Source organism: Brevundimonas sp. NPDC055812, assembly GCF_053616535.1.
Window position 1 is genome coordinate 419,840 of record NZ_JBSHDX010000003.1, and the last position, 22,113, is coordinate 441,952.

Below are 22,113 nucleotides of genomic sequence, written 5' to 3' on the forward strand. Positions count from 1 at the left end.
TGGGCGCGGAGACAAGGCATTTTACCTCAAACGATAAAATCCAGCAGAAAGAGCCGTCCAGAGGCCAACAATTACCGTAAACGATAAATTGCATACCCCCTAGGTTCACAATCCCTCGCGCCTCGCCGAGACCGCACTCGTCTGACCATGCGTCCTCAGACTAGGCGACCCGTCGAGATTGATCGCTGACGCCAACCGAAACGCAGATCTTTTCCCTCGCAAGGTATCGACCCGCAAACTCACGCAAACGGTCAGCACCGTAGGCGTGCGGCGTTAAGATCATCCGTGAAGCGGCATCCCAGATGGCACTGTCCAAATAGCTTGCCGTCTTTTCTGGACCGATCAGGGCGAGCACCTCTCGTCGGATATCCGGATTGGGGAAACGCGCGATGACAGGCGTCGGCTTTGGCGACGGCCTGAGCGGCGTTCGGGAGTCTTTATTGGGTTTATAAAGGTATTGTCGGACATCCATGTCCGGTTTTTTGGTCATGGGTGTCCGGTTTTTAGCGGGATAAGAGGACACTGGTGTCCGCTTTTCGGGCATGCGTTCGGAAGCCTTTTCGGCGGCTTCTGCGGCTTTTGGACGGAAGAGTTCGATGCCTGTCGGGACAGTCGCAAAGTAGCGGTTGGTCCGGCCCCTGCCCTTTTGGATTTCGATATCCAGGAAGCCCGCTTTCTCAAGCTCTGACAGCAGGCGGCGCAGTTGGCGCTCACTGACACCCAAAAGCTCACTCATGCTGTCCTGACCGCGCCAAGCGCCGCCTTGGAGTGGGTTGAGGTCATGCAGGAGCAGACCCGCCACGGCTTTGGCAGGTAGGGACAGACCCGGCGTCGCGCTGACCAGTTGATGCCAAGCCAGCTTCTCGGCGGTGAAGTTTTCTAAATCGAGGCGGCGGCTCATTGGGTGGCCTCCGCGGTTGCAGCGTGCGGCAGAAGGCCGTAGAAAGGCACCTTGCTTGTGCCTTGTCGCAAGTTGTTATGGACCCCGTCTAGCGCTGCAACGCTGGCGGGGTTTTTCATGGCTGAAACGCCCCCGCGCTGGTTAGACAATTGGGTAAAAAGCCTTTTGAAATCAAAGGCCCCTATTGGGGTCGTTAGACAAGCTAACTGATTGATTTCCTTAAACGAGAGGACTTCCTCTCTGTCCGCCATCCTTCTTGATCAGAACTCCACCCCGGCTTGCGCCTTCACCCCGCTGCGGAAGGGGTGCTTGACCATCTGCATGTCGGTGACGAGGTCCGCCGCCTCGATCAGGACGTCCGGGGCGTTGCGGCCGGTGATGACGACGTGGGTGTCGGCCGGACGCGCGGCCAGAACCTCCAGCACCTCCTCGACCGGCAGGTAGTCGTAGCGCAGGGCGATGTTCAGCTCGTCGCAGACGACCATCTTCCATTCCGGGTCCATGATGCGGGCCTTGGCGGCCTCCCAGGCGCGGCGGACGTTGGCGATGTCGGCGGCGCGGTCCTGGGTGTCCCAGGTGAAGCCCTCGCCCATCGGCCGCATCTCGACCAGATCGGGGAAGCTGTCGAACAGGGTCTGCTCGCCCGTCTCCATCGCCCCCTTGATGAACTGGATGATGGAGGTCTTCATTCCGTGGCCGATCATGCGGCAGACCATGCCCATGGCCGCCGTCGACTTGCCCTTGCCCGTGCCGGTGTGGACGATGACCAGGCCGCGCTCGACCGTCTTGGACTGCATCATCCGGGCGCGGGCGGCCTGGATGCGCTTCATCTTCTCGGCGTGGCGGGCGTTCAGTTCGGCGTCGTGCGGATCGTTCATCGGCGTCGGGCTCCTTCAGAGGTCAGGTTCAGTTCAAAAGGGTCGCCCCAGTCGGTCTCGGCGCCCCGGCCGATGGCCTCGACGGCGCGAACCATGGCGTCGCCGCGATCCAGCAGGCGGTCGGCCAGCGCGATGATCAGGGGGTTGGGCGTGGCCGTCGGCGCGGCGCCTCGCAGACGCGCGGCCCACGCGACCTCGCACCCCGGCGCGGTGCGGGCGCAGGCGACGACATAGGCCGCCGCCGTCGAGCGGCTGACCCCCGCCCAGCAATGGATCAGCAGGGGCCGCGCGCCGGTCCAGCCTTCCGCAAAGGCCAGCAGGACCTCGACGTGTTCCATCGAAGGCGCGACCAGCCTCTCGCGCGGGGCGGCGATGTCGTTGAAGCGCAGGTCCAGCCGATGCTCGGCGTCAAAAGCCGCTTCAGCCCCCGGAGAGGCCAGCGTCACCAGATGCGACGGCTGATGCTCGACCAGCAGTTGCTCGACCTGCGGCAGGGGCGAGACGATCAGCCTCATGCCGCCAGAACGCCGGCGACGGCCAGCAGGAAGCCGACTTCGAACGCCTGTTCGACCGCGCCCAGCACATCGCCGGTGCGCCCGCCGATCAGCCGCTGCGCCTGCCACGCCGGAACCGCGCCGACGACCAGCCCCGCCGCCACGCCGACCACGCCCGCCATGACCGGCAGCAGGGCCAGCGGCCACAGGGCGACCACAACAGCGACTGCCAGCCCTATCATCGAGGCCCGGTCCGGCCTGCCCTCCTTGGCCATGCCGGGGTCGCCGCCATAGGTCATCAGCGCCATCGCCCCGACCGCCGCCGCCCGGCCCAGGCCATGCGAGGCGACCAGCGCCACAGCCGCCATCCACGGCGACAGGCCGACCAGCATCGCCAGCGCCGCGACCCGCAGGGCCAGCGTCAGCCCCAGCGTCAGCGCGCCGTAGGAGCCTAGGCGGCTGTCCTTCATAATCTCCAGCCGCCGCGCCCGCGTCTGGCCGCCGCCCAGACCGTCGGCCGTGTCGGCCAGACCGTCCTCATGGAAGCCGCCGGTCATCGCCACGCCCGCCGCCACGGCCAGAAGGGCCGCGATCCACGGGCTCCACACCTGGGCCGCGCCATACAGGATGGCCGCCGCGATCAGGCCCACCACCTGCCCGACCAGCGGGAACCAACGTGCGCTCTGCTGGATCCATTCCGGCTGGAAATCGCGCAGCGGCGGCGTCGGCAGGCGCGTCAGGAATTGCAGGGCGCAGATGAACAGCCGCGCCTCGCGCCGGATCATCGCGCGGCCTCCAGTATGTCCTTCAGCTCGGCCACGTCGGACAGCAGGGCGCAGGCCGCCTTCAGCAGAGGCACGGCCAGCAGCGCGCCCGTCCCCTCGCCCAGCCGCATGTCGAGACCCAGCAGGGATTGCGCCTCGACGGCCTCCAGCATCCGACGATGCCCCGCCTCGGCCGAGGCGTGGGCGAAGATGCAGTAGTCGCGCGCATTCGGCGCCAGCCGGATCGCCAGCAGGGCCGCCGCCGAGCCGATGAAGCCGTCGACGATGACCGGAACGCCCGCCCTGGCCGCGCCCAGCAGCGCCCCGACCATCATCGCGATTTCGAATCCGCCGAACTGGGTCAGCACCTCCAGCGGCGCCGTCGCGTCCGAGCGGGCGGCGGCCTGGGCCAGCACGGCCTGTTTGCGCGCCATGCCCTCGGGCGAATGCCCCGCGCCCTGCCCCACGCAGTCGGCCAGAGGCGCGGGCGCCAGCCGGTGCATCAGCAGGGCGGCCGAGGCGCTGTTGCCGATGCCCATTTCGCCCAGCGCGATCACGTCGGCGCCGTCTTCGATGGCGGCCCGCGCCGTGGCGGCGCCGGCCAGCAGGGCGGCATCGGCCTGACCGCGCGTCATGGCCGGCTCGGTCGAGGCGTCCTTCGTGCCCGGCGCGACCTTGGCGTGGATCAGGCCCGCGCGATCCGACAGGTCGGCGGCGACGCCCGCGTCGATCACCCGCACCTGCGCGCCGACGACCCCGGCGAAGGCGTTGGCGCTGGCCCGGCCCGTCAGGAGGGTGTCGACCATGGCCACCGTCACGCCCGCCGGATAGGCCGCCACGCCCGAGCGCGTCAGCCCGTGATCCCCGGCGAAGACCAGTAGCACGGGCCGCACCACAGCCGGACGCAGAGTCTGCTGGATCAGCCCGAGCGTCAGGGCCAGATCCTCGATCCGCCCCAGGGCGCCGACCGGTTTGGCCTTGCCGTCCAGCGCCTGCCGCAGCGGCGCGCGCAGCCCCTGATCCAGCGCCGGAACGGTGAAAAGGTCGGTCAGCTCAGTCATATCAGTCCTGCGATCCGGGCCAGCGCCGGAATGTCGAAATGGGTTTCCAGAACAGCGGCGATGCGGTCCAGCGCCTGATCCACCCGCGCGCCCTGATCCACGCCGTCGGACACGGCGCCGATTTCCATCAGCAAGGCCGCCCGCGCCTCGGCCCGGTCGAACAGGCCGTGGACATAGAGGCCCGCGACCCGTCCATCGCCCGAGCGCGCGCCATGCGCCCCCCCGTCGATCATGGCGACCGGACGCGCCGTATCCGGGCCGTCGGTGCGGCCGATGTGAATCTCATAGCCCTCGACCGCCGCGCCCGACGGCGTCAGCCTTCCAGCGACCCGGCGCAAGGTCTTGGTCCCCGCCAGCACCGTCTCGACGTCCAACAGGCCCAGCCCCGGCGCCGAACCCGCCACGCCCTCGACGCCGTCAGGGTCGCTGATCGTGCGGCCCAGCATCTGATAGCCGCCACACACCCCCAGCACCCGCCCGCCCCGCCGCACATGAGCGGCGATATCCACGTCCCAGCCCTGCGCGCGCAAAAACGCCAGATCGGCCAGCGTCGCCTTGGTCCCCGGCAGGATGATCAGGTCCGCATCCCCCGGCAGGGCCTGCCCCGGCGGCACGAAGCCGAAGTCCACGCCCGGCTCATGCCTCAGCGGATCGAAGTCGTCGAAATTGGCGATGCGCGACAGCATGGGCACGGCGATCCGCACCTTTCCGCCGCGCCCGCCGCCCGACCGCTCCAGCACCACGGCGTCCTCGGCCGGAAGCGCTCGTGCGTCCGCCAGCCACGGAGCCATGCCCAGATCCGCCCAGCCCGTGCGCCGCGTGATCTCGATCCGGCCTTGGTCGAACAGGGCCGGATCGCCGCGGAACTTGTTGATGATGAAGCCCCGGATCATTGCCCGGTCCTCGCCGTCCAGCACAGCATGGGCGCCGACCAGAGAGGCGATCACATGACCCCGGTCGATATCGCCGACCAGCACCACCGGCACGTCCGCCGCGCGGGCGAAGCCCATGTTGGCGATGTCCCCGACGCGCAGGTTGGTCTCGGCCGGACTGCCCGCGCCCTCGACGATCACCAGATCGGCTTCGGCCTGAAGACTGCGGAAGCTGTCCAGCACCACGTCCAGCAGGGCGGCCTTGCGGTCCTGATAGCCCGCCGCCTGCCACACGCCCTCGACCTGACCGCGCACGACCAGCTGAGCGCCGGTGTCGCTCTGCGGCTTCAGCAGGACGGGGTTCATATCGACGCTGGCGGGCGTGCGGCAGGCCAGCGCCTGAAGCGCCTGGGCGCGGCCGATCTCGCCGGTGCGGCCAGCTTGATCAGGCGCGGTGACGGCGGCGTTGTTGGACATGTTCTGCGGCTTGAACGGCCGCACCGTGAGGCCGCGATTGGCGAAAACGCGGCAGAGGCCCGCGACCAGCACCGACTTGCCCACATCCGAGCCGCAGCCCTGGATCATCAGCGCGGCCATGCCAAGCCCCCCACGATCAGCAGCACCAGCAACAGGGTGCAGGCGACGCCATAGACCTTCAGCCCTCGCTTCAGGTCGTGGGCGGACGGCGGCGCCCAGTCGCCGAAGAAAGGTCGGTCGGTCATAACGCCGTCATAGCGGACCGGTCCGCCCAGTCGAACCCGCAGGGCGCCCGCCATCGCCGCCTCGGTCCATCCGGCGTTGGGCGAGGCGTGCTTGCCCGCATCGCGCCACATGATGCGCCAGCCCTGCCCGCCGCCCAGGGCGATCAAGGCGCCCGCGATCCGCGCCGGTATCCAGTTCATCACATCGTCGGTGCGCGCCGCCGCCCAGCCGAAGGCTCGCCAGCGCGGCTCCCGGTGGCCGATCATGCTGTCCGCGGTGTTGATCGCCTTATAGACGAACAGCCCCGGCAGGCCGCCGGTCACGAACCAGAAGACCGGCGCGACCACGCCGTCGCAGAAGCTCTCGGCCAGACTTTCCAAAGCGGCCGTCGCGACCTCGCCCTCGTCCATCGCCTCGACGTCGCGGCCGACGATCATGCCGACCGCCAGACGCGCGGCGGGCAGATCGCCCGCCTTCAGCGGCCGAGCCACGGCGCGGACGTGATCGAACAGGCTGCGCGCCGCCAGTCCCGTCGCGCCGCAGACCAGCAGCAGCGCCCCCCCCGGCCACAACGGCGAGACGGCGGCCAGCGCCTGCACGCCCCAGCCCGCGCCGCCCGCAACGGCGATCAGGATCAGCACCGTGACGACGCCAAGGATGCGGCGCGCCCGTTCCGGCCCCTCCGCCCCGTTCCAGCGCCGTTCCAGCACCGCGATCAGGGCGCCGATCCACGCCACCGGATGCGACAGGCGCCGGGGCCAGCCGACGACGCCTTCGACCAGCAAAGCGCCGGCGACGATCCAGGGCGTGGGCAGGCTGCTAACGGGCACGGCCGACCATCTCCAGCACGGGGCCGCGCGCGCCGTCCAGGGTGCGCGCCTCGACGCCGTACGCCGTCTTCAGCACCTCGGGCGACAGGGCCTCAGCCGGGGCGGCGTCGGCGATCGCCCGCCCCTCAGCCAGGACGATCACCCGATCCGCCACGCGCAGGGCGGCGTCGAGGTCATGCAGGGTCAGGACGACGCCCCGCCCCTCTTCATTCGCCAGGCGCCGGAACAGATCGCAGGCGTCCAGCACATGGCCCGGATCGAGGCCCGCCAGCGGCTCGTCCGCCAGCAGCCATTGCGGTTCTCCGGCCAGGGCGCGGGCGATCAGGACGCGCGCCCGCTCGCCGCCCGACAGGGTCGAGACGACACGGTCGGCGAACGCCTCCACCCCCGCCACAGCCATGGCGCGGGCCACGGCGGCGCGGTCGTCCGCCCTCAGGCCCCAGGCGCCGACGTAGGGCGTGCGGCCCAGGCCGACGAAGGTGCGCCCCTCGACCGCCCAGGCGATCTCGGCGTTCTGGGGCAGATAGGCGATGCGGCGTGATCGCTCACGCGCGGGCAGGTCGCGCAATGCTCGGCCGTCCAGCGTCACCCGGCCCGCGTCGGGCGTCCGCAACGCCGCCAGACAGTCCAGCAGGGTCGACTTGCCCGCCCCGTTCGGTCCGACGATCGCCGTCACCAGCCCGGGCGCGAAGGCCGCGTCGACGCCGTTCAGCACCGCCTTGTCGCCCAGGCGAACAGACAGGTTCTCCGCGCTCAGGATGCTCATGCCAGCTTCCTCCTCATGCTGATCAGCAGGGCCAGGAAGAAGGGGCCGCCCAGGGCCGCCATGGCCACGCCCAGCTTGATCTCGGTCGAGGCGGGCGTCAGCCGCACCAGGATGTCCGCCGCCAGCGTCAACGCCGCGCCGCCCAGGGCCGAGGGCAGCAGCAGGCCGCTGGGCCGTGCGCCGATCAGCGGCCGCAACAGATGCGGCACGATCAGGCCGACGAAGCCGATCGACCCCGTCACCGCCACCGCCGAACCGACCGCCAGGGCCGCCCCCAGCGCCAGCAACATCCGCCCGACGTCCAGCTGCACCCCCAGCGACCGCGCCCCCGCCTCGCCCAGGGTCAGGGCGTCCAGCGTCCTTCCTTGCGTCAACAGCAGCAGGCAGCCCAGGATCATGCCCGGCGCCGCCAGCCTCAGTTCGACCACGCTGCGGTCGGCCAGCGACCCCATCAGCCAGTTGACGATCTCGTTCACCGCCCAGGGGTTGGGCGCCAGGTTCAGCGCCAGGGCCACGCCCGCCCCGGCCATGGTCTGGATCACCACCCCGGCCAGGATGAAGGTGACGACGCTGCTGGTCGCCCCCGCCAGGGCCAGCAACAGCAACACGCCGATCCCCGCCCCGATCATGGCCGCGACCGGCAGCACCCACGGCGCGCTGGCCGCCGCGCCCAGATAGAAGGTCAGCACCGCCCCCAACGCCGCCATGGTCGACACGCCCAGGATCGTCGGATCGGCCAGCGGGTTGCGGGTGTAGCCCTGCAACGCCGCCCCGGTCAGGCCCAGCACCGCCCCGACCATCAAGGCCAGCACCGTGCGCGGCAGGCGCAGTTCGAACAGAATGGCCCAGGCGGGATCGCCGCGCTGGCTGGCCCAGTCGCTCCACGGAATCCAGACGCGGCCCGCGCTCATGCTGGCGACGGACAGGGCGACGATCAGGAGCAGAAGCCCGATCATCACCAGGGGACGCGGCAGGGTCATGTCAGGGCCTCCAGCGCCGTGCGGCGCGCACGGGCCAGGGCGGCAGCGGTCTGGATCAGCACCGGGCCGCCGCAATAGAGCAGCTTCTCTTCCAGTTGCGCCTGCACCATCCGGCCGGACAGGGACTTCAGCGCCGGATGGCGCATGACCCGGTCGGCCCAGGTGCGCGAGCCGCGCACCGGCACGCCGCTGAGCAGCACCTGCGGCGGGTCGGCCAGCAGGCGCTCGACCGGCACATTGCCCCATTTGCCCAGGCCATATCGCCCGGCGACGTTCTCGAACCCGGCGCGGGTCATCATCTCGTCCATCAGGGTGCCGCGCCCGGCGGCGAAACCGTTGGGTTGATAGATCAGGGCCGTCAGCCGCGCCGATCCCGGCGGCGGGGCGGCGGCGGCGATGGCCGCCTCAATGCGCGCGATCAGGGCCTGGCCCCGCGCCGGACGGCCGACCAGGCGGGCGACCTCGCGCACCTGGTCCAGGCTGGCTGCCACGCTGTCGGGCACCGAGAACAGCTCGGTCTGAATATTCATGCGGCCCAGCGCATTGCGCGTCGCCAGGGCGCTGTGGCGGCTGGTCAGCACCAGGTCGGGGCGCAGGGCTATGACCTCCTCCGCTGTCTCCCAGGTGAAGGGCAGGGTCTTGGCTACCTCGGAAATGGTCGAGCCGACCGGCTCGCGCGCATAGTGGCTGAGGGCGACGATCTGCCTCCGGTCGGCGACGTGGACCAGAATGGCGTCGAGGCAGGCGTTCAGCGACACCACGCGACGCGGGGCGGCGTCGGCCGCAGCCGGTCCGGCGACCAGCATGGCCCCCGCACCCGCCACCAGCGCCTGTCGCCGTGTCGCCCTCATCCGAAGGTCTCCAGCGCGCGTTGCAGTCGGGGGAAGTCGCGATCGGCCGGGACGCCGAAGCGCAGGGCGTCGGGCGTGTGGTCGAACGGCCGGGTCAGGATGCCCGCCCGGCACAGGTGCTGGAACCAGCGCGCGGCGTGGGGCGTGCGCGCCATGCGGAATAGGCTGGTCCCGCCGATGATCTGGAACCCCGCACGCGCCAGCAGGTCGTCCAGCCGATCGGCCCGCTCGGCCAGGGCCGCCTCGGTCCGGCGCCGCCAGGCCTCGTCGGCGTAGGCGCCGCACCCCAGCGTCAGGGCGTCGGCGCCGACCGGCCAATCGCCCTGAAACGCGCGCAGACGCCGGATCAGTTCGGGCGCGGCCAGCATGAAGCCCAGCCTCACCCCGGCCAGACCGTAGAATTTGCCGAAGGAGCGCAGGACGATCAGCCCCGGCTCGGCCAAGTCCGACACGCTGTCGCCGGGCGCGCACTCGATGAAGGACTCATCCGCCACCAGCCAACGACCCGCCTTGGAGCGCGCCCGCGCCATGGCGATCAGATCGGCCCGCCGGATCAGGCGGCCGTCGGGATTGTTCGGATTGACGACGACCAGCACGCCCGCCTGCGAGGCCGCCGCCTGATCGGGCGCGATCAGGCGCGTCGCCACGCCCGCCGCCCGCCAGGCCTCGGCGTGGGCGCCGTAGGTCGGGCCGACGACCTCGACCGCCCGCACGCCCAGCAGCAGGGGCAGCAGACGGATCGCGGCCTCGGCCCCCGCGACCGCCGCTGTCCGCTCAGGCGACGCGCCGAACGCGGCTGCGGCGACGGCCTCCAGCGCCGCCAGGGCGGCGGGATCGGGCAGACGGTTCAGCGCCTCCTCCGACGCGCGCGGTCCCCGCCACGGCTCGGGATTGATCCCCGTGGACAGGTCCAGCCAGGGCTGCGGCGCGTCGGGATAGGCGGCGGCGGCCGTCATCAGGCCGCCGCCGTGCCGGGTCGCCGTCGTCAGGAACGCGGCGTCCTTCATCACATCAGAACCGGACGCGAACGCCGCCGAACACGCCCTGGCCCGGCGCGCCGTAGTTCAGGACCGTCTGATAGTCCTCGTCGAAGGCGTTCTCGATCCTACCGTAGACTTCGAGGGTGTCGTTGATCGGGTAGGAGGCGCGCAGATCGACCAGGGTGTAGGCGCCGACCTTCACCGTGTTCGTGTCGTTGTTGAACGTCTCGCCGACGTAACGCACCGCCACGCCCGTCTTCAGGCCGAAGGCGAAGGCGTAATCGGCGGCGAAGTTCGCCATATGCTGGGGACGGCGCGTCAGACGCTTGCCGTCCGTGGCGCCCGAGGCGCTCTTGGCGTCGGTCCAGGTATAGTTGGCGCTGACGCTCAGGCGCTCCGTCACATCCACGCGGCCGACCAGTTCGACGCCTTGCGCCTCGGTCTTCTGGACGTTGCGGTAATAGCCCCAGCGGCCCGCGCCGTTGACGGTGCACAGCGGATCCGTCGAGGGCGTCGAGCAGCCGTTGTAGCGGATCTCATTGTCCGCCTGGCGATTGAAGTAGGTCGCCGAGACGACAGCACGGTCGAACAGGCGCTGCTCGACGCCGATCTCCCAGCTGTCGAACTCTTCGGGCTGAAGCGTCAGGTTGCCGTACTCGCTGTACAGCTCATACAGGCCCGGCGCGCGGAAGCCCTGGCCCCAGCTGGCGCGCACCACCGTATCGCCCTCATTCAGGGCCCAGGCCGCCGCGACCTGGCCCAGCAGGTTGTCGCCATACTGGGCGTGATCGTCATAACGCAGGCCGCCGGTCAGGGTCAGACCGTCCAGCACCGTCCACTGCAACTGGCCATAAGCGCTGTTCAGCTCGGCCTCGCCACGACCGAAGGCCGGGTTCGGATCCCAATCGCCGGGCGAGCGGGTCTTCATCTCCGACTTTTCATGCTCCAGGCCGAAGGTCGCGTTCAGCGCCTCGGTGAAGGCGAAGGCGCCCTGATATTCCCAGCGGCGGTTCTGGCCCTCGGCGTCGAAGGTCAGGGTCTGGACCTTGTTGTCCGGGTTGAAGTTGCGACGGTCCGTGTCGGTGTGGGCGTAGCCGATGCGGTTGCGGAACCGGCCGTCCAGCAGGTCGAAATTCAAACCGGCATAGGCGACCAGCTCCTGGGTCTTGCCGTATTCGCGGCTGTCGCCGTTGAAGGCGTCGAAGTCGTTGCGGCCGCTGGACCAGACCGAGCGCAGGTCCAGGGAGACGGCGTCCGTCACCTTGACGTTCAGGCGGCCCGACAGGCCGGTGTTGGTGTAGCCGTCATCCTCGGTCCCCTTGGCGAAGGCCGAAAAGCCGTCGGTGTCATAACGGCTGGCCGCCAGACGCCAGCTCAGGCGCTCGTTGGCCCCGCCGACGCCGCCGCGGAAATAGGTCGTGCCGCGCGCGCCGGCCTCGGCGTCGAGGCTGCCTTGCAGGGCTTCGGTCGGCTCGGCCGTGACGATGTTGACCACGCCGCCGATGGCCTGGCTGCCCCACAGGGTCGACTGGGCGCCGCGCAGCACCTCGATGCGCGCCGTGTCGCCGATCAGCAGGTTGCCGAAGTTGAAACCGCCCTGGGTCGAGGACGGATCGTTCAGCTTGACCCCGTCGATCAGGACGACGGTGTGCTGGCTCTCGGCGCCGCGGATGTTGACGCCCGTCGAGGCGCCGACGCCGCCGTTGCGAGTGAAGCTGACGCCGGGCGTCTGGGCCAGAAGCTCGACCACGGCCGGGGTCTGGCGCGCCTCGATGGCGGCCTGGGTCAGGACAGTGACCGAGGCGCCGACGCGCTCGATCGGCTGGGCCGAGCGGTTGGCGGTGACGACCACGTCCTCGACGGCGGTGGCGCCGGCGCGACCCGCCACGTCGGGGGCGGCGGCTTGCTGGTCGAGGACTTCAGCGGCGAAGGCGGGCACGGCGGCCAGAAGGCTGGCGGCGGCCAGGGTAGCGAATGCGGTCCGGTTCATTCCGGGTCTCCATATGACGACGCCGCACCGGACCGCCCGTCGCCCGGATGAGCGAAAGCGGCCGCTGACGCGGCTGGTTTACGACTGTCGTCACACGAGTTGCCTCGACCGCCCGGCACATCCCGACCGCACGGAGAACGACGGCGACAGGCAGGTCTCCTGGCTCGCGGATCAAGGCCGGTGCGCGTCGCCTTCCCAGCAGTCGTTCAGGCCATGGCCTTCCGGACCGCCAGTGGCGTATGACGCGCGGGCTAGCCGCTTACAGTTGCGGGAACAGCCGGAGTTTCACACTCCGTTCCCTTTCAATCCCCTTTCGGGGAACCTGACGCGACCGTGGCAGTAGGACCGCGCGCGGTTCAGGTCAACCGGAGAGACGACGCATGACCCTGACGCTGGTTCTCGGCGGCGCCCGTTCCGGCAAGAGCGGCTACGCCCAACGACAGGCCGAGAGGGCCGCCGAGGCGGCGGGCCGCACGCCCGTCTTCATCGCCACCGCCGAGGCCTTCGATGACGAGATGCGCGACCGCATCGCCCGCCATCAGGCCGAACGCGGCGACGCCTGGCGCCGGGTCGAGGCGCCGCTGGATCTGGCCGGGGCCGTGCGCGCCCTGTCGGCCGAGGACGTCGCCGTCGTCGACTGCCTTACCCTGTGGCTCAGCAATCAGATGCTGGGCGAGCGCGACCTGGCCGCCGCCTTCGACGACCTGGCCCAGGCTCTGGCCGCCTGCCCCGCCACGCTGTGGGTGGTCAGCAATGAGGTCGGCTGGTCCCTGGTCCCCGACAACGCGCTGGGTCGACGCTTTCGCGACGAGGCCGGCCGCCTGAACCAGCGCATCGCCGCCGTCGCCGACGCGGCCTGTCTGATCGTGGCCGGGATGCGTCTGCCGCTGGAGCGGATCTAGCCTCTAAAGAGCGAAGTCCAGCCGGGCGGCCCAGCGCCGCGTCAGCTCGGGCCAGGCGTCCGCCGGTCGGCCGGCGATCAGGCGCGTTCCGAAACCATGACCGCCTTCCTGGAACAGGTGGGCTTCGGTCCTGACGTCGGCCGCCTTCAGGCTTGAAAGAAGCATGAGGCTGTTCTCGACCGGCACCGAGGCGTCGTCCATCGCATGGATCAGGAAGACCGGCGCGGCGCCCGACCAGTCCATCTGCTCGAGCGAATAGGCCGCGATCGCCTCGGCGCGAGGCGCGGCGCCGAGTAGGTGGGCGCGGGACCCCGCGTGGACGTAGGGGTCCGTCATGGTCGCGACGGGATAAAGCAACACCGTCAGATCCGGCCGCAGGGACGCCATATCGGCGCCGTCGATCGAGGCGTAGGCGGCGTCCGTCTGGGCGCTGGCCAGACCCGCCAGATGGCCGCCGGCTGAGGCGCCCAGCACCGCCACGCGATCCGGCCGCACCTCGAACTCCGCCGCGCGGCTGCGGATCAGCCGGATCGCCCGTTGCACGTCCTGCAGGGGGGCGTCCGGTCCCGCCGCCCAACCGTCAGCCGGCAGCCGATAGCGCAGCACGAAACAGGTCGTCCCGCTGGCGGCGAAGACGCGGGCCACGTCGAAGCCCTCCTTGTCCAACACCGACCAGCGATAGCCGCCGCCCGGAATCAGGAGCATGGCCGAACCGTTCGGGCGGGCGGGCCGCACCACCGTCATCAGGGGATCGGTCGTGTACTGGGCGTAGCGGTCGCGATAGCTCGGATCCGTTGACCGCTCCGGCACGATGGGAACCACGCTCACGCCTTCGCCGCCCGGCGCGCCGGCGGGCCACAGGCGGACCGTCTCGGTCGGGTCGGGCGGCGCAACAGCCTGATTGCGCGCCAGAACGACGCCCGGCGCGGCGAACGCGCCGCCGGCGGCGGCTCCAACCCTCAACAGGGCGCGGCGATGGATGTTCATGAAACCCTCCCGGTGGAATTGAAGAGGGGCGCCCGCCCCCTCAGACGAGCGCCCCTCTCGGCGTCGGGTCCTTAGACCTTGGCCGGTTCGTATCTGGGCGAGATGATGTGGACCACCAGCAATGCCACCAGATAGGCCGAGGCCGCCACCACGAAGATCGGGGTGTAGGTGCCCAGCTTGTCCAGCACGAAGCCGGCGTACTTGGCCATGATCATGCCGCCGATACCGCCCAGCATCCCGCCGATTCCGACGACCGAGCCCACCGCTCCACGCGGGAAGACGTCGCCGGGGAAGGCGTAGAGGTTGGCCGAGAAGCCCTGGTGAGCCGCCGTGGCCAGACCGATGATCAGCACCGCGATCCACAGGTTGGAGGCGAACGCCGCAAAGGCGACCGGGACGGCGCACAGGGCGCAGATCAGCATGGTCAGCTTGCGGGCCTTGTTCAGGTTCATGCCGCGGTTCATGAAGCGTCCCGACAGCCAGCCGCCGCCGACCGAGCCGACGTCGGACAGCAGGTAGATGGCGACGATCGGCGGGCCGAAGGTCTTCAGATCCAGCCCGTAGGTCTTGCCCAGGAAGTCGGGCAGCCAGAACAGGAACATCCACCAGATGGGATCGATCAGGAACTTGCCCGCGGCGTAGGCCCAGGTTTCCTTGACCGTCAGCAGCTTCTTCCAGCCGATCTTCTCGACGGGGTCCGCCGGGTCCTGCTCGATCCACTCCAGTTCGGCCGTCGACAGCTTCTTCACTTCACGCGGACGGCGATAGACGATCAGCCAGATCGGCAGCCAGATCAGGCCCAGCAGGCCGGTGATGACGAAGGCCATCTGCCAGCCGAAGCTGAGCACCAGAACCGGGACGAGCAACGGCGTGACGATGGCGCCGATATTGGTGCCGGCGTTGAACAGGCCGGTGGCGAAGGCGCGTTCCTTCTTGGGGAACCACTCGGCCACGGCCTTGATGCCGCCGGGAAAGCCGCCGGCCTCGCCGACGCCCAGGATCATTCGGGCCATGATGAAGTGCGAGAGGTCGCGGGCCGCGCCGTGCATCATGTGGCCGATCTGCCAGATGAAGAAGGCGACCCCCAGGCCCCAGCGCGCGCCGATCTTGTCCATGACCCGACCGAAGATCAGGTAGAAGACGGCGTAGGACGCCTGGAACCAGAAAACGATGTCGGCGTAATCTGTTTCGGACCAGCCCAACTCGGTCGACAGGGTCGGCTTCAGGAAGCCGATCATCTGACGGTCGACGTAGTTGATCACCATGGCGGCGAACAACAGCCACATGACGATCCAGCGGTATTTGCCGGCCGGAGGGGCCGTCACGCGGATCGGCCCTCCCTTTTCGGCGGTCTGCGAAGCCTCGGTCATCGAAGGCGTCCTTTTCCGTTTGTTTCCTCAGCGCGTCCCGTCTTCTGCATCCCTCTGCGGACGGGTGGGCGCCTGATTTCCTGTGTCAGCCGATCGGTCAGCCTCTCGGATCGTGTTGCGGGCGGGCCTTCACCATGCGGCAGCGAACCTCGCCGGCGCCGGCGAAACGGCAGACCGATTCATCGCCGATGTCCACGCGGTGGACGCCCGTGACCGCGCCTGTCGAGATCAGAGTCCCCGCCGTCAACGGCCGTCCGCGGCGCGCGCCGTGCTCCAGCAGGAAGCGGACCGATTCCAGCGCGCCCCCGGCCAGCGAAGCCGAGCCGCCCCGGCCCACGCTCTGGCCGTTGATCAGGGTCTCGACCTCAATGGTCTCCATCCGCGCGCGCCAGTCGGTCAGTTCGGGACCGATCACCAGTCCGCCGTTGTTGCCGAAGTCCGACGCCACCACGGCCGAGCCCAGGTCGTTGATGCTGGACAGCGGGCTGCCGGCCAGCTCCACCCCGATGAAGACGGCGTCGATCTGATCGGCCGCGTCCGCCAGCGTCCAGTCCGTGCGGTTCGGATCGACGTCGGCGCCGATGCGGGCGATGAACTCAGCCTCTACGGCGGCGAAACCGCCTTCGATGGCCGGCAGGTCCGTCGGCTGCCCGCCTGCGGTCCAGACGTTGGCCGCAAAGATGGCGCCCGCCACCCGGTGCGCGCCCAGCACGGCCTGTTGCGCCGGCGGGACGCCGCCGACCTTCCAGCCGACGACCTGGTCCGGGAACAGGGCGATCGCCTGATCCTGAATGGCGTAGGACCGGCTCAGGGCGTCAGGCGTCGCCCCCGGATAATCCGGCAGGGCTCGCGCCGCCAGCCGATGGTCCACGAAAGCCTGCGCTACGGCCAGGTCGGCGGCCGGGTCCGTCGCCGCCGTCACAGGCCGCGCTCCGAAGATAGAATCTGATGGATCAATGTGACGCCCCGATTGAAAGCTCCGGATAATGACGGCTCATGGAAACCGGTGTCAATCATTCATCGCCAATGAACCGTGGCGTCTGACGCCCGGCGCGGCTATGGCTGGTCCAGGAACCAGGAAAGGGGGACGCCTTTGTCAGAACGGGATTCGCAACCGGCGAAATCCGGCAAGCGCGCCACCATCAATGACGTCGCCCGCGTGGCGCAGGTCTCCAAGAAGACCGTGTCGCGCGTCATCAACCAGTCTCCGTTCGTGCGCGAGGAAACCCGCGCCCGCGTTCAGGAGGCGATCGACGAACTGGGCTTCGTGCCCGATCCGCAGGCGCGCGGCCTGGCCTTCCGCCGGTCCTTCCTGGTCGGGATGATCTATGATCAGCCCAGCCCTACCTATGTGGTCAACATGCAGCAGGGCATCCTGGACGCCCTGAAGGGATCGGGCCTGGAACTGGTGGTGCATCCGTGCAGCCGCACCTCCCCCACCCTGCTGAAGGACATTCGCGGCTTCGTCGAACGCCAGCGGCTGTTCGGCGTCATCATGCCGCCCTCGGTGTCCGAGGACGAGACGGTGATCGAACTGCTGCGCGAGCTGGACACCCCCTATGTCCGCATCGCCTCGATCGCCCTGGACCAGCCCCAGAACATGGTGGTGACCAACGACTGGATCGGCGCCGCCGAGGCCGCCCGGCACCTGGTGGATCTGGGCCATCGGCGCATCGCCCTGGTGCGCGGTCTGGCCTCCTTCCGCTCATCGGTCGTGCGCGGCCAGGGCTTCATCGACGCCTTGAAGGAACGCGGCGTGAACTTGCCGCCCGCCTATGACATCCAGGGCGCCTACACCTTCGATTCGGGACGCGAGGCCGCCCACGCCCTGCTGTCCCTGCCCGAACCGCCCACCGCCATCTTCACCCTGAACGACGACATGGCCCTGGGCGTCATGCAGGCCGCGCGCGAACGGGGGCTGGAACTGCCGCGCGACCTGTCGGTGGTGGGGTATGACGACCTGCCGATGGCGGCGCATATCTGGCCCAATCTGACCTCGGTGCGCCTGCCGATCCGCGACATGGGTCGGATGGCGGCGGAAAAACTACTGGCGCCCATGCGCGGCGTCGATCCCGCCAGGCTGCAGCAACCCGAAATCCGCCCTTCCCTCGTGGTGCGTCGCTCCGCCATCCAGGTCTAGGCCGTCCGCCTGCGCGCAGCCGACGCGCCCGCGACAAAAGGCCTCCTCTTGCCCAAAGCACTGACACCGGTTACCAAACTGGACACGACATAGGCGGATCATCCCGCCGATGAATGATTCCGGCCTGCGGAATCCTGGAGGAACAAGGTGTACGACAAGGTTTATCACGCGACCCATCCGGACATGATGGAGGGCGCCTCCAACGAACAGCTGCGCGACCGCTATCTGGTCGGCGGCCTGTTCCAGGCGGGCCGGATCAGCCTGAACTATTCGCACAACGAGCGCATGATCATCGGCGGCGCCATGCCGACCGACGCGGCGCTGAGCCTGCCGACCCATTCCGAGCCGCCGTCGCTGGCCGGCCAGCCCTTCCTGGTCGCGCGCGAACTGGGTGTGGTCAACATCGGCGGCGCCGGCGCGGTGACCGTCGACGGCGAGACCCTGGACCTGGATTTCCGTGACGGCCTCTACATCCCGATGGGCGCCGCCGACGTCTCCTTCACCTCGAAGGACGCCGCCAATCCGGCCAAATACTACCTGATCTCGACCCCGGCCCACACGCGCTACGACCTGGCTAAGATCTCGATCGCCGAGGCTGTGCCGCTGGAGATGGGTTCGCTCGAGACCTCGAACGAACGCACCATCTATCAGTACATCGTCCCCGCCAAGGTGAAGTCCTGCCAGCTGCTGCTGGGCGTGACCGTGCTGAAGCCCGGCTCGGTGTGGAACACCATGCCGCCGCACCTGCACGACCGTCGTTCGGAGGCCTATCTCTACTTCGGCCTGGGCGAAGACGACCGCGTCTTCCACTTCATGGGCGAGCCGGACAAGGCGCGTCACATCATCATGGCCGACGGCGAGGCCGTCATCAGCCCGCCGTGGTCGATCCACATGGGCGCCGGCACGTCGAACTACACCTTCATCTGGGGCATGGGCGGTGAGAACCTCGACTACACCGACATGAACAAGCTCGACATCTGTCAGCTGAAGTAAGGGAAACCAGGGCATGGCTGATCCTTTCGATCTGACGGGCAAGGTCGCCCTGGTGACCGGCGGCAACACCGGCCTGGGTCAGGGCATCGCCCTGGCCCTGGCTGCGGCCGGGGCGGACGTCGCCTCGGTCGCCCGCCGGGCGTCAGACGACACCGTGGGCAAGGTCCTGGCCAAGGGCCGCAAGGCCGTCTCCATCCAGGCCGATCTGACCTCCATGGAGCCGATCGAGCGGATTCTGGACGAGACCGAGGCCGCGCTCGGCCCGGTGGACATCCTGGTGAACAACGCCGGCATCATCCGCCGCGCCGACGCCGTGGATTTCACCGAGCAGGACTGGGACGACGTGATGAACGTCAACCTCAAGGTCCTCTTCTTCCTCAGCCAGGCGGCGGTGAAGCGGATGATCGCGGGCGGCCGTCCGGGCAAGATCATCAACACCGCCTCCATGCTGTCCTATCAGGGCGGCATCCGGGTCCCGTCCTACACCGCGTCGAAATCCGGCGTGGCGGGGCTGACCAAGCTGATGGCCAATGAGTGGGCCAAGCACGGGATCAACGCCAACGCCATCGCACCGGGCTATTTCGCCACGGACAACACCCAGGCGCTGCAGGACGACCCGGTGCGCTCCAAGGAGATCCTCGGGCGCATTCCGGCCGGCCGCTGGGGCGATCCGGCCGACCTGGGCGGCGCCGCCGTCTTCCTGGCCAGCCGCGCCAGCGACTATGTGCAGGGGATCACCCTGCCGGTCGACGGCGGCTGGCTGGCGCGCTGATCCCGCGCTAGCGTCCAGACCATGAGCGACGACCACCCAGCAGCCCCCGGGCCTCAAACCGCGAACGGCGGCAAGCTTCTCTGCTTCGGCGAGATGTTGCTGCGGTTCAGCCCGAACCAGAACGAGCTGCTGCTTCAATCCCCCGCCCTGACCGTGCGTCCGGGCGGGGCCGAGGCCAATGTCGCCGTCGCCCTGGCTCGCTTCGGCGCGCCGGCGGCGATGGCGACCGTCCTGCCCGACAACGCCTTGGGACAGGCGACGCGCGACGAAGTGCGTCGCTATGGCGTGGACGCCTCCCCCATCGTTTTCTCGCCCGGCCGCATGGGGCTTTACTTCCTGACGCCCGGCGCCGTGCGGCGACCGTCGGAAGTCCTCTATGACCGCGCCGGCTCCGCCTTCGTCGAACGCGTCGCCGACGCCTTCGACTGGGACGCCCTGCTGGACGGCTATGAATGGCTGCACGTCTCGGGCGTGACGCCCGCCACCGGCCCCAACGGCTCGCGCGCGGCTGTCGAACTGGTCGAAGCCGCCGTCCGCAAGGGCGTCCGCATCAGCTACGACGGCAATTTCCGCGGCAAGCTGTGGGAACAGTGGAACGGCGATCCCCCCGGAACCCTGGGCCGGATGCTGGCGGGGGCCGAGGTCGCCTTCGCCGATGATCGCGACTTCGCCCTGGTGCTCGGCCGCCGCTTCGATCACGCCGACCCCGGCGCGCGCCGCCGCCTGGCCGCCGCCGCCGCATTTGAGGCCTTTCCGCGCCTGCAGCGAATCTCCTGCACCCTGCGCGTTCAGGAGAGCGTCGCGGATCAGGCCCTGTCCGCCGTCATGCTGACGCGCGGCGCGAACGGCGAGGTGATCGAAACCGCCGCCGAGGCCATCCACATGACCGGCGTGGTCGACCGGGTGGGCGGCGGCGACGCCTTCGCCTCCGGCGTGCTGTTCGGCCTGTGGAGCGGCTGGTCGGACCAGGAGGCGCTCGACTTCGGTCTGGCCGCCGCCGGTCTGAAACACTCGGTGCCCGGCGACTTCAACCTGTTCACCGCCGCCGAGGTTCGCGCGGCGATGGGCGACGGGGGCTTCGACATCCGCCGCTGACGGTTTCGTGAAACCGCGCGCCGTCACAGTCGCGCTCAAACACTAGGAAACCGGTGTCATTCATGTTTAGCTTCGCCTGCAAGCAGCCGTCAGAGCTGCGAGGCGACGCATCCGAGGGAGACACCATGTCCGCAACATCCATGAATCGCCGCGCCCTGCTGGCCGCCGGCGCCGCCGCGACCTTCACGGCCGCCTCCGCCCCTGCCCTGGCCCGGGGCGTGATCCAGACCGCGCCCGATCGCGCCGCCATCGTGGCGACGATGAAGCGGGCGACCCGGTTCATGACCGATGAGGCCGCCGTCGGAGGCGGCTATGTGTGGAATGTCCTGCCGGACTTCTCGCGCCGCTGGGGCGAACTGGAAGCCTCGCCGACGATGATCTGGGTCCAGCCGCCCGGCACCGCCACGGTCGGCCACGTCTTCCTGGACGCCTATCACGCCACCGGCGACGAACAGTTCTATGAAGCCGCCAAGTCCGCCGCCGACGCCCTGATCCGCGGCCAGCATCCCGCCGGCGGCTGGAACTACGTCATCGACATGGCGGGTGAGGAGTCGCTCAAGCGCTGGTACGCCACCTACGGCAAGAACGCCTGGCGGATGGAGGAATTCCACCGCTACTACGGCAACGCCACCTTCGACGACGCGGGAACGGCCGAGGCTTCGCAACTGCTGTTGCGGATCTATCTGGAGAAGCGCGAGCGCAAGTACCGCGCGCCCCTGGACAAGGCGATCCAGTTCGTCCTCGACGCCCAGTATCCGAACGGCGGCTGGCCCCAGCGCTATCCCTTCGTCGAAAACGGCGGCCTGCACGGCCATGAGGACTACACCCCCTACATCACCTTCAACGACGATGTGGCGGGCGAGAACCTGGAGTTCCTGCTCTACGCCTATCACGGGCTGGCGACGAACGGCCGTGGCGACCCGCGGGTGCTGGACGCCATCCATCGCGGCATGGACATCTTCGTGAAGACCCAGCAGCCCCTGCCCCAGCCCGCATGGGGCCTGCAGCACTTCCCCGACACGCTGAAGCCCGCCGGGGCCCGAACCATCGAGCCTCAGGCCTTCGCCACCCACGCCACGGGAACCAACATCAAGTCGATGATGGGCTTCTATCGTCTGACCGGCGAGCGCAAATACATCGCCCGCCTGCCCGAGGCCCTGGACTGGCTGGATCAGGTGAAGACGCCCCAGAACCTGGTCGCTCCGGGCCGCACCCACCCGACCTTCATCCTCGAGGGATCGAACACGCCCGTCTACATCCACCGGCGCGGGTCGAACATCACCAACGGTCAGTATTACTACGACGACAACCCCAGCAACCTGATCGTCCACTACGGCTCGTTCCGCAACGTCGACACCGCCGCCCTGCGCCGCGAGTACGAGACGCTGGCGTCGCAGACCCCGGACGAGGTCAGCCGCAACTCCCCGCTCAAGGCCCGTCCGGGCGCGCTGCAACTGCCGAAATACTTCACGCTTCAGGACGTGGACGTCTGGGACATGTCCACCGACGCCCGACGCCTGACCCGGCCTGCCGCGGACCGGGCGGGTCAGTTGGTGACGACGCTGAACGCGCGCGGCTACTGGCCCTCGCTCATGACCACGACGTCCAACCCCTACATCGGGGAGGCGCCGGCGGCGGTGACGGGCGGAGAGTATCAGACCACCCGCGTCGGCGACCTGTGGGACACCTCGCCCTACACCACCGACTACCCGGTCGAGTGCGTCTCGACCCAGGTCTTCATCCGCAACATGGGCGAACTGATCGAGGCGCTGGAAGGCTGAACTC

21 protein-coding genes and 1 riboswitch are annotated in these 22,113 nt (G+C 69.2%); of the genes, 6 read left to right on the forward strand and 15 right to left on the reverse strand.

All coding sequences use genetic code 11. The features are described from left to right. Nucleotides 1-160: 160 nt before the first annotated feature. The 12 genes from ACWGL1_RS07405 to ACWGL1_RS07460 all read right to left on the reverse strand — a co-directional run bounded on the left by ACWGL1_RS07405 (nucleotide 161) and on the right by ACWGL1_RS07460 (nucleotide 12,069). Entirely contained in the window at nucleotides 161-901 is a 741-nt protein-coding gene (locus ACWGL1_RS07405) for a hypothetical protein (protein ID WP_452111633.1), read from the reverse strand. 260 nt (nucleotides 902-1,161) lie between these two features. Continuing rightward, entirely contained in the window at nucleotides 1,162-1,779 is a 618-nt protein-coding gene (gene cobO, locus ACWGL1_RS07410; protein ID WP_452111634.1) for a cob(I)yrinic acid a,c-diamide adenosyltransferase, read from the reverse strand. Next, nucleotides 1,776-2,294, reverse strand: a complete 519-nt coding sequence (locus ACWGL1_RS07415; RefSeq protein WP_452111635.1) for a tyrosine phosphatase family protein — start codon at nucleotides 2,292-2,294, stop codon at nucleotides 1,776-1,778. The genes cobO and ACWGL1_RS07415 overlap by 4 nt, the downstream gene beginning before the upstream one ends. After that, nucleotides 2,291-3,058, reverse strand: a complete 768-nt coding sequence (gene cobS / locus ACWGL1_RS07420; protein WP_452111636.1) for an adenosylcobinamide-GDP ribazoletransferase — start codon at nucleotides 3,056-3,058, stop codon at nucleotides 2,291-2,293. Before cobS ends, ACWGL1_RS07415 begins: the two co-directional genes overlap by 4 nt. Continuing rightward, nucleotides 3,055-4,098 carry a nicotinate-nucleotide--dimethylbenzimidazole phosphoribosyltransferase gene (cobT, locus tag ACWGL1_RS07425; protein ID WP_452111637.1) on the reverse strand — a complete coding sequence of 348 codons (1,044 nt, stop codon included), beginning with the start codon at nucleotides 4,096-4,098 and terminating at the stop codon, nucleotides 3,055-3,057. The genes cobS and cobT overlap by 4 nt, the downstream gene beginning before the upstream one ends. Continuing rightward, the gene (locus ACWGL1_RS07430; RefSeq protein WP_452111638.1) at nucleotides 4,095-5,567 is read right to left on the reverse strand and encodes a cobyric acid synthase; all 1,473 of its coding nucleotides are present in this window, start codon (nucleotides 5,565-5,567) and stop codon (nucleotides 4,095-4,097) included. Before ACWGL1_RS07430 ends, cobT begins: the two co-directional genes overlap by 4 nt. After that, nucleotides 5,555-6,502: an adenosylcobinamide-phosphate synthase CbiB gene (gene cbiB, locus ACWGL1_RS07435; RefSeq protein WP_452111639.1), complete on the reverse strand. Its 948-nt coding sequence runs from the start codon at nucleotides 6,500-6,502 to the stop codon at nucleotides 5,555-5,557. Before cbiB ends, ACWGL1_RS07430 begins: the two co-directional genes overlap by 13 nt. After that, entirely contained in the window at nucleotides 6,492-7,268 is a 777-nt protein-coding gene (locus tag ACWGL1_RS07440) for an ABC transporter ATP-binding protein (RefSeq protein WP_452111640.1), read from the reverse strand. The genes cbiB and ACWGL1_RS07440 overlap by 11 nt, the downstream gene beginning before the upstream one ends. Further along, nucleotides 7,265-8,248 (reverse strand): FecCD family ABC transporter permease, encoded by a 984-nt coding sequence (locus tag ACWGL1_RS07445; RefSeq protein WP_452111641.1) that lies wholly within the window; start codon nucleotides 8,246-8,248, stop codon nucleotides 7,265-7,267. The genes ACWGL1_RS07440 and ACWGL1_RS07445 overlap by 4 nt, the downstream gene beginning before the upstream one ends. After that, nucleotides 8,245-9,099 carry an ABC transporter substrate-binding protein gene (locus ACWGL1_RS07450; protein ID WP_452111642.1) on the reverse strand — a complete coding sequence of 285 codons (855 nt, stop codon included), beginning with the start codon at nucleotides 9,097-9,099 and terminating at the stop codon, nucleotides 8,245-8,247. The genes ACWGL1_RS07445 and ACWGL1_RS07450 overlap by 4 nt, the downstream gene beginning before the upstream one ends. Next, complete coding sequence (gene cobD / locus ACWGL1_RS07455) at nucleotides 9,096-10,106, reverse strand: threonine-phosphate decarboxylase CobD (protein ID WP_291776935.1); 1,011 nt, start codon at nucleotides 10,104-10,106, stop codon at nucleotides 9,096-9,098. Before cobD ends, ACWGL1_RS07450 begins: the two co-directional genes overlap by 4 nt. A gap of 4 nt (nucleotides 10,107-10,110) precedes the next feature. After that, the gene (locus ACWGL1_RS07460; RefSeq protein ID WP_452111643.1) at nucleotides 10,111-12,069 is read right to left on the reverse strand and encodes a TonB-dependent receptor plug domain-containing protein; all 1,959 of its coding nucleotides are present in this window, start codon (nucleotides 12,067-12,069) and stop codon (nucleotides 10,111-10,113) included. A gap of 132 nt (nucleotides 12,070-12,201) precedes the next feature. Further along, nucleotides 12,202-12,410, reverse strand: a riboswitch (cobalamin riboswitch). Between the two features lie 39 nt (nucleotides 12,411-12,449). Between ACWGL1_RS07460 and cobU the strand changes: the two genes are divergently transcribed. Beyond that, nucleotides 12,450-12,971, forward strand: a complete 522-nt coding sequence (gene cobU / locus ACWGL1_RS07465; RefSeq protein WP_452111644.1) for a bifunctional adenosylcobinamide kinase/adenosylcobinamide-phosphate guanylyltransferase — start codon at nucleotides 12,450-12,452, stop codon at nucleotides 12,969-12,971. A gap of 3 nt (nucleotides 12,972-12,974) precedes the next feature. Here the strand turns inward: cobU and ACWGL1_RS07470 are convergent, their stop codons facing one another. The 3 genes from ACWGL1_RS07470 to ACWGL1_RS07480 form a co-directional block, all read right to left on the reverse strand. Further along, nucleotides 12,975-13,958: an alpha/beta hydrolase gene (locus tag ACWGL1_RS07470; RefSeq protein WP_452111645.1), complete on the reverse strand. Its 984-nt coding sequence runs from the start codon at nucleotides 13,956-13,958 to the stop codon at nucleotides 12,975-12,977. Nucleotides 13,959-14,029: 71 nt separating this feature from the next. Further along, nucleotides 14,030-15,244 carry an MFS transporter gene (locus tag ACWGL1_RS07475; protein WP_291777102.1) on the reverse strand — a complete coding sequence of 405 codons (1,215 nt, stop codon included), beginning with the start codon at nucleotides 15,242-15,244 and terminating at the stop codon, nucleotides 14,030-14,032. Between the two features lie 181 nt (nucleotides 15,245-15,425). Beyond that, complete coding sequence (locus tag ACWGL1_RS07480) at nucleotides 15,426-16,250, reverse strand: 2-keto-4-pentenoate hydratase (RefSeq protein WP_343828644.1); 825 nt, start codon at nucleotides 16,248-16,250, stop codon at nucleotides 15,426-15,428. A 171-nt stretch (nucleotides 16,251-16,421) separates the two neighbouring features. Here ACWGL1_RS07480 and ACWGL1_RS07485 point away from each other — a divergent pair, with 171 nt between their 5' ends. The 5 genes from ACWGL1_RS07485 to ACWGL1_RS07505 all read left to right on the forward strand — a co-directional run bounded on the left by ACWGL1_RS07485 (nucleotide 16,422) and on the right by ACWGL1_RS07505 (nucleotide 22,109). Continuing rightward, entirely contained in the window at nucleotides 16,422-17,468 is a 1,047-nt protein-coding gene (locus ACWGL1_RS07485; protein ID WP_338578124.1) for a LacI family DNA-binding transcriptional regulator, read from the forward strand. A 147-nt stretch (nucleotides 17,469-17,615) separates the two neighbouring features. After that, a complete protein-coding gene (gene kduI, locus ACWGL1_RS07490) occupies nucleotides 17,616-18,461 on the forward strand; it encodes a 5-dehydro-4-deoxy-D-glucuronate isomerase (protein WP_291776947.1) in 846 nt (281 codons plus the stop codon). Nucleotides 18,462-18,474: 13 nt separating this feature from the next. After that, nucleotides 18,475-19,233 (forward strand): 2-dehydro-3-deoxy-D-gluconate 5-dehydrogenase KduD, encoded by a 759-nt coding sequence (gene kduD / locus ACWGL1_RS07495; protein ID WP_338578123.1) that lies wholly within the window; start codon nucleotides 18,475-18,477, stop codon nucleotides 19,231-19,233. A gap of 21 nt (nucleotides 19,234-19,254) precedes the next feature. Further along, complete coding sequence (locus ACWGL1_RS07500) at nucleotides 19,255-20,328, forward strand: sugar kinase (RefSeq protein ID WP_338578122.1); 1,074 nt, start codon at nucleotides 19,255-19,257, stop codon at nucleotides 20,326-20,328. Between the two features lie 125 nt (nucleotides 20,329-20,453). Beyond that, a complete protein-coding gene (locus ACWGL1_RS07505) occupies nucleotides 20,454-22,109 on the forward strand; it encodes a pectate lyase (protein ID WP_452111646.1) in 1,656 nt (551 codons plus the stop codon). Nucleotides 22,110-22,113 lie beyond the last annotated feature (4 nt).